Annotated in this window: 9 protein-coding genes; 2 read left to right on the top strand and 7 right to left on the bottom strand. The window is 41.6% G+C overall.

Features of this window, described 5'->3' with window-relative positions; genetic code table 11:
* A partial coding sequence (locus Q0241_RS21105) for a MazG family protein (protein ID WP_299381058.1) occupies nt 1-526 on the top strand: 526 nt, incomplete at its 5' end.
* Nucleotides 527-548: 22 nt separating this feature from the next.
* On the opposite strand, the gene Q0241_RS21100 is transcribed toward Q0241_RS21105, so the two are convergent.
* The 6 genes from Q0241_RS21100 to Q0241_RS21075 form a co-directional block, all read right to left on the bottom strand.
* The gene (locus Q0241_RS21100; protein ID WP_299381057.1) at nt 549-1109 is read right to left on the bottom strand and encodes a PAS domain-containing protein; all 561 of its coding nucleotides are present in this window, start codon (nt 1107-1109) and stop codon (nt 549-551) included.
* Entirely contained in the window at nt 1102-1983 is an 882-nt protein-coding gene (locus tag Q0241_RS21095) for an AEC family transporter (protein WP_299381056.1), read from the bottom strand. Before Q0241_RS21095 ends, Q0241_RS21100 begins: the two co-directional genes overlap by 8 nt.
* A 105-nt stretch (nt 1984-2088) precedes the next feature.
* On the bottom strand, nt 2089-2412 hold the full coding sequence (locus tag Q0241_RS21090; protein WP_366941210.1) for an antibiotic biosynthesis monooxygenase: 324 nt from the start codon (nt 2410-2412) through the stop codon (nt 2089-2091).
* Nucleotides 2413-2429: 17 nt separating this feature from the next.
* Entirely contained in the window at nt 2430-2759 is a 330-nt protein-coding gene (locus Q0241_RS21085; protein WP_299381054.1) for an NIPSNAP family protein, read from the bottom strand.
* Between the two features lie 102 nt (nt 2760-2861).
* On the bottom strand, nt 2862-3671 hold the full coding sequence (locus Q0241_RS21080; protein ID WP_299381053.1) for an inositol monophosphatase family protein: 810 nt from the start codon (nt 3669-3671) through the stop codon (nt 2862-2864).
* Nucleotides 3672-3713: 42 nt separating this feature from the next.
* Nucleotides 3714-4733, bottom strand: coding sequence for an adenosine deaminase (locus Q0241_RS21075; protein ID WP_299381052.1), 1020 nt, complete (start codon nt 4731-4733; stop codon nt 3714-3716).
* 136 nt (nt 4734-4869) lie between these two features.
* Between Q0241_RS21075 and Q0241_RS21070 the strand changes: the two genes are divergently transcribed.
* Nucleotides 4870-5163 (top strand): dATP/dGTP pyrophosphohydrolase domain-containing protein, encoded by a 294-nt coding sequence (locus Q0241_RS21070; protein ID WP_299381051.1) that lies wholly within the window; start codon nt 4870-4872, stop codon nt 5161-5163.
* Nucleotides 5164-5268: 105 nt separating this feature from the next.
* Here the strand turns inward: Q0241_RS21070 and groL are convergent.
* Nucleotides 5269-6466, bottom strand: a 1198-nt coding sequence (gene groL / locus Q0241_RS21065; protein WP_299381050.1) for a chaperonin GroEL, incomplete at its 5' end; no start/stop codon positions are given.

Here is a 6466-nt window from a genome sequence, read left to right as displayed (position 1 = left end):
CCGACACCCGCACGTTTATGGCGATATCTCTCACGATAATGTTGAAGAACAAAAACTCGCGTGGGAAGAGCTGAAGGTAAAAGAGCGTGAAGCAAAACAAGGAAAAGAAGAGGAAAGCGTGTTAGATGGTATCACAGTCGGCCTGCCAGCAGCCACTCGCGCCATAAAGCTTCAAAACCGGACAGCAAAAGTAGGTTTTGATTGGCCAGACATAAACCCGGTTATAGATAAAGTTCATGAAGAAATTGATGAATTAAAAGAAGTCATACTTTCTGAGAAAAAAATTAATTATGATCGGGCCGAAGACGAACTTGGCGATGTATTATTTTCCGTTGTTAACTTAGCGCGACATCTTAAAATAGACCCGGAACAAGCCCTTAGGCGTACAAACCAGAAGTTTGAAAACCGATTTCGTAATGTTGAAAAAACAATCAAAGACCGCAACTTAAATATTAACGATACATCATTGGAATATATGGAAAAAATATGGATGGATAGTAAAAAAACCAATAACAAATCAAAATGACAACAATAGAAACATTAATCTTTTATCTTAGCTCTCTTCTTTTAGCCAAATCATCTGCCGATAATTCATGCTTACAATATTTTTTCTTCAAATATTTGTTGTGATAATAAGCTGCATCATAGTCATATACGGACAAGCTAAGGATTACTTTACCGCGTCCTGTTGTGTTATATAGAGGTAATATAAACCTCCAAGAATAAAGCTTTTCAACGGGATGATCTAATTGTGCTGTCACACATAAAGCATTTTTAGCCTCAAATACATGATTCCAATCAGATCTTATTTTATTTGCGAGATTTTTTTCATACACTTCTGATAACAAAGAGTTTTTTAAATTGGTCGGATGTGAGTCATTGACCATTTCCCCTGCTAATCGGCAAACATAATCATCTTTTTCGCAATCATAAGCGAATACAGCCAAATGCGAGAGTGATCGGGGAAATTTAAACACATCAAGATCCTCCATCGAAGGAATTCCCCCCTTCGATAAGCGATAATCACCCCACCATCTCAAAACGCCATCACTGATCGGACATTTAAGAGCGTGCAATAAAGCATCGTTATTTTTTGATGTATCAGACAAGCAAAACAAACCACATTAGAACTGGCAGCGTAATTATTGACAACGTTGTGGAAATAACAACCAAACTCGCAACCTCCTCTGGTTCTCTTTCATACAACTGAGAAAAGAGATAGCAGAAAACAGCAACTGGCAATGCGCATTGTAAAATAACCACACCAGCAGCAACTCCTTCAAGCCCTAATAACCAAACGATGCTTAAACCAACCAAAAAGCCACCTCCTAGTCGAAAAATTGCCAAGGCAAAACTTCTCCCAAGATTAACCACTTTCAAGCTTGCCAAAGAAACACCCAAGGTTATAAGCATCAATGGTATGGTTAAATCACCAATGAGCTCTGTCGTATTCAAGATCCATTCAGGGACTGTAAGATCTGCAACCAATACTATCGTCGCAATGATTGTAGCTGGAATAATCGGCATTCCGATAAGTGATTTTGCCGAAAACTCACCTGAAACAAAAGCAACACCAATTGTTAGCTGTATAACAACATAAACAGCAAAGAACCCTATTGCTAATGCAAGCCCCTCTTCGCCAAAAGCGAGGAGACAAAGAGGCAACCCGATATTACCAACATTCGGCCAGGTCAAAGATTGCAAATAAGTACGCTGGGAAAGTCCCAGTATTGCGAGGAAAGCACTTCCTGCAACGGCAAAAATAATATTAGCCAAAGTTGCAGCACCACCAATCGCCACAAGAGCATCCATCGACAAATCAACGGTCGCTAATGTATAAAACACCAATGCTGGCGTACTAAAATAGGTCACCAAAAAGGTTACCATAGGCGTATCAAACTTGCGGCCAGCTTTGGCCCAAATAAAGCCTATTGATATACAAATTAAAACGGGAGAGATAATCCCTAGGATTTCAGCAATCATTTTTTGGAATCTTGTTTAGAACGGAACTACACAATTCCAATTAAATTCAGTCATGTCAAAGAAAAGCCGGATTAAAACCCGGCTTCAATGTGAATATCTGCTTTATCAAGAAAACAGAGCTTTAGAATCAGCGGGTGCCTCGTCTCTCTCATACAGACCATAATCCCGAACGACAGTAGCAACTCGCAACCTGTAGTCAGAAAAGACACCCTCTCGCCCCTTGGTTTGTGTCTGGCGATGATCAGAGGAATTACGCCATGTCGTAACAGCAGCTTCATCACGCCAGAACGATAGGGAAAGAATTTTTTGATCATCTACAAGCGACTGAAAGCGCTCAATAGAAATAAACCCATCAATATCCACAAGCTTATCTTTCAGATCCGCAGCTAACGACAAATAGTGATTTTTCTGTCCTTCAGCTGGAATCACTTCAAAAATCACTGCAATCATGGTGCAATAAAATCGGCATGAGGCAGGGAAGCATTCTTCAAAAAGAGACGATCTTCTTTAAGAATAAATTTCTCCTTTTGGGCAAATTCATAATTTTCTTTCCCAAGAGGATGCGCCATCAACCTTTGTCGATAAAGCTCATACGCTGCCATACTCTCTATATTATAAATACCATAGGCCCTAGTTGTTGAACCTTCGTGGGGAGAGAAATAACCAACAAGATCTGCCCCACACTCAGGAATGGCCTGTCCCCAATTTTGAGCATAGGTGTTAAATAAGTCCTTTTTATAGGGATCAATTTCGTAGGTAATAATACACGTAATCATTTTAACCTCTTATCATTTTGATAAAAGAGTATTACCATTTTTAGACATTAATATGTTTCGTCTCAGAACGAAGTATGAAAAATATTATTTTGTACACTTAGCTTAAGAGTTGAACAATCTTTGATGTATTCCATCCCAAAGATCTTCATTTGGCGCCAATAACAACCCCTGCTTATTGTAGGCTCTGAAACTATAACAAGTACGGTCGAGACAAGCTCCGTATCCACCCGCCTCTCGATGAATAAGCTCACCTGGTAAATGATCCCAGGGCATTAACCGGGTAAAAAAAGCAAACTGGGTTTTAGACGTTGCCAAACGCTCATAATCAGCTCCTGCACAGCGCAGGGTATTAACTGTGTTAAGTCTAGATCTATTTTTATCTAATGATTTTCGAATAACGGGGTCCTGATCTTTTGATCCATGAAGCGTCCCGACACTCTGATCTAAAGCCTTTATAGACCTCGTAATATCTAATCGCTGCCCATCCCAAAAAGCACCTTCTCCCTTTCGGGCTTCAAGCATGCTTTTATCGACGGGGCTTAATATCCAACCAGCAACTGTTTCTCCCTGATAAAGCAAAGCCAACATGGTTTTAAAAATATCCCGACCTCGCGCAAAATTATTTGTGCCGTCAATCGGGTCAATTACCCATGTCAGTTCACGCTCATCTATTTTTTCGAGTATATTCGGTGTGCTCGCGGCTTTTTCTTCGCCAACAACCTGGCTGCCGGTAAATAAATCAATCAAACGTTTTTCAAGCAGAACTTCGGCTTCAGTATCTGCAATTGTAACCGTTTCGCCGCCTTTTTTATATGAGACGTCACCTTCAGAAAGATTTCGAAATCTTGGAACAATTGCCCGTTCAGAAACGTCGCTCAAAATCTCTGTAATCTTATCTAACTTAGAAAACATTACACAGCCAACAGATTAGTTTTTAGATCAAGAAAGAGCATATCATTTATGACTTGAGGCAATATTATCTATACGATCCAAATGCTGTTGTTTTTCTTTGTCCGTAAGGAAAGATCCTTCAATAGAATTACGACACAACAGGGCAATATCATCTTTGTTTAATGCCAAAGCTTCGGCAACTGAAAGAAAATTTGCTGTCATGTAACCGCCAAAATAAGCCGGGTCATCAGAATTCACGGTTACCTTTAGACCTGCATCCATCATTTTTCTAAGCGGATGTTCTTTCATATCCATCACGCCGCAGAGCTTAAGATTTGAAAGCGGACAAACCGTAAAGGCGATACCGGATTGTGCCAATTTTTGAGTTAAGTCAGCATCTTCAATTGTTCTGTTACCGTGATCCAACCGATCAATCTTTAAAAGTTCGATAGCCTCCCGCACATATTCTGCGGGTCCCTCTTCCCCCGCATGCGCCACAAGTTTGAGGTCCAAATCACGAGCTGCCTCAAAAACCCGCTCAAATTTTGACGGAGGATGTCCCATCTCGCTTGAATCCAGTCCGACAGCAACAATACGCCCATCAAACCATGGTTTTGCCTCTTCAAGTGTTGCAAATGCCTCTTCTTCACTCAAGTGGCGCAGGAATGACATGATAAGTTCTGAGCTTACGCCCAACTTTTCCAACCCATCATCCAGAGCGTGTAGGATACCATTCGTAACAGTAGAGAATGCAACCCCCCTGCTTGTATGCCCTTGAGGGTCATAAAAAACTTCCACGTGAACCACGCCCTCATCGGCGACTTTCTTAAGGTAAGCAAAAGTCAGATCGTAGAAATCCTGTTCCGTCTGAAGAACATTCATCCCCTGATAATAGATATCTAGAAAATCCTGTAAGTTTGAAAAATTATAAGCGTCTTTGATTTCATCAACGGACTGATAGGGCAGTTCAATGTTATTTCTGGTCGCCAAATGCATCATCATTTCTGGCTCCAAAGAACCTTCAAGATGAAGGTGTAATTCAGCTTTTGGCAATGCGTTGATAAAATTTCTGAGGTCACTCATATATTTTGTCCAATTAATTCTTTATATTAAGCGCTAATTCTACCCTGTTATCCCTTTTATGAAAATAGACCGATGGGGATTTCTTTCTCTTATCCTTGAAGTCGCTTATCCCTCTTTTAAAAAGGTGAAACCTTTTATGGAAACACAAACGACTATCTGTGAGTGGGCCGAAAAAACTTTTGGCCCCGTGAATAACCCAAATGACCTGCTTAAAAGAGCATTGCAAGAAACAACCGAATTATCTGAAGCTATGGCGAAAAATAATACCATCGAAATAGGAAAAGAAACTGCAGACATTGTTATTTTACTACACCGCTTACTTGATCAATACGGATTAGATTTGAGCAAAGAAGTAAATGAAAAGATGACTATAAATCGCGCCCGGAAGTGGGAATTAAGAGGTGATGGCACCGGGAGCCACATTAAATAATTCTATGTCCCTGATCAGCCTCTATTAGTAGCGGTCACATATACCATAAAAAAAGGGAGCCCAAAGGCTCCCTTTCTTGATAGCTAAACGGTTAGTTTGGCTGGCTTAGAAGCCCATGCCACCCATACCGCCCATACCACCCATGCCGCCCATGTCAGGCATTGCAGGAGCAGCAGACTTGTCTTCAGGCTGATCAGCGACCATAGCTTCTGTTGTGATCATCAGACCGGATACAGAACCTGCATCCTGAAGGGCTGTACGAACAACTTTAACTGGATCAATGATACCAGCAGCAAATAGATCTTTGTATTCGCCAGTCTGAGCATCGAAACCAAAGCCAGCTTCGTTTTTCTCAGTGATTTTACCAACAACGATGGAACCTTCGTAACCAGCGTTTTCAGCGATCTGACGGATCGGAGCTTCCAGTGCACGACGAACAACGTTAATACCAACGTCTTGATCGTTGTTGTCACCAGTAAGATCTTTAAGAGCAGCAACAGCAGAAAGAAGTGCAGTACCACCACCGGATACGATGCCTTCTTCAACAGCAGCACGTGTTGCGTTCATAGCATCTTCAACACGATCTTTACGCTCTTTAACTTCGATTTCTGTAGAACCACCAACGCGAAGAACAGCTACACCGCCTGCAAGTTTAGCAAGACGCTCTTGTAGTTTTTCACGATCGTAGTCAGAAGAAGTTTCTTCAGCTTGTGCGCGGATCTGAGCGCAACGGCCTTCGATCTGTTCGCGTTCACCAGCACCGTCAACAACAACAGTCTCTTCTTTAGAGATGTTAACGCGTTTCGCAGTACCAAGCATATCAAGAGTAACGTTCTCAAGCTTGATGCCAAGATCTTCAGAAACAACTGTACCACCAGTCAGGATCGCGATGTCTTCAAGCATAGCTTTACGACGATCGCCAAAACCAGGAGCTTTAACAGCTGCGATTTTAAGACCACCACGAAGTTTGTTCACAACAAGAGTTGCAAGCGCTTCGCCTTCAACATCTTCAGCGATGATCAGTAGCGGACGACCGGACTGAACAGCAGCTTCAAGAAGTGGAAGCATTGGCTGAAGGTTTGTCAGTTTTGCTTCGTGAAGAAGAATGTATGGCGCTTCAAGATCAGCAACCATTTTCTCTGCGTTTGTTACGAAGTAAGGAGACAGATAACCGCGGTCAAACTGCATACCTTCAACAACGTCAAGTTCAGTTGCAAGAGACTTAGCTTCTTCAACAGTGATAACGCCTTCTTTACCAACACGCTCCATTGCTTCAGCAATGATCTTACCTACTGAGTGATCA

The organism is uncultured Kiloniella sp. (genome assembly GCF_937128705.1).
In the GTDB taxonomy this organism is placed as follows: domain Bacteria; phylum Pseudomonadota; class Alphaproteobacteria; order Kiloniellales; family Kiloniellaceae; genus Kiloniella.
The sequence above is the reverse complement of the archived record's forward strand: the minus strand, read 5'-3'. Positions and strand labels throughout refer to the sequence as shown.

Excerpts from the sequence above, each read along its gene's own strand:
- Q0241_RS21080 (WP_299381053.1), bottom strand. The coding sequence starts at position 3,671 with ATGTTTTCTAAGTTAGATAAGATTACAGAGATTTTGAGCGACGTTTCT.
- Q0241_RS21085 (WP_299381054.1), bottom strand. The coding sequence starts at position 2,759 with ATGATTACGTGTATTATTACCTACGAAATTGATCCCTATAAAAAGGAC.
- Q0241_RS21095 (WP_299381056.1), bottom strand. The coding sequence starts at position 1,983 with ATGATTGCTGAAATCCTAGGGATTATCTCTCCCGTTTTAATTTGTATA.
- Q0241_RS21075 (WP_299381052.1), bottom strand. The coding sequence starts at position 4,733 with ATGAGTGACCTCAGAAATTTTATCAACGCATTGCCAAAAGCTGAATTA.
- Q0241_RS21070 (WP_299381051.1), top strand. The coding sequence starts at position 4,870 with ATGGAAACACAAACGACTATCTGTGAGTGGGCCGAAAAAACTTTTGGC.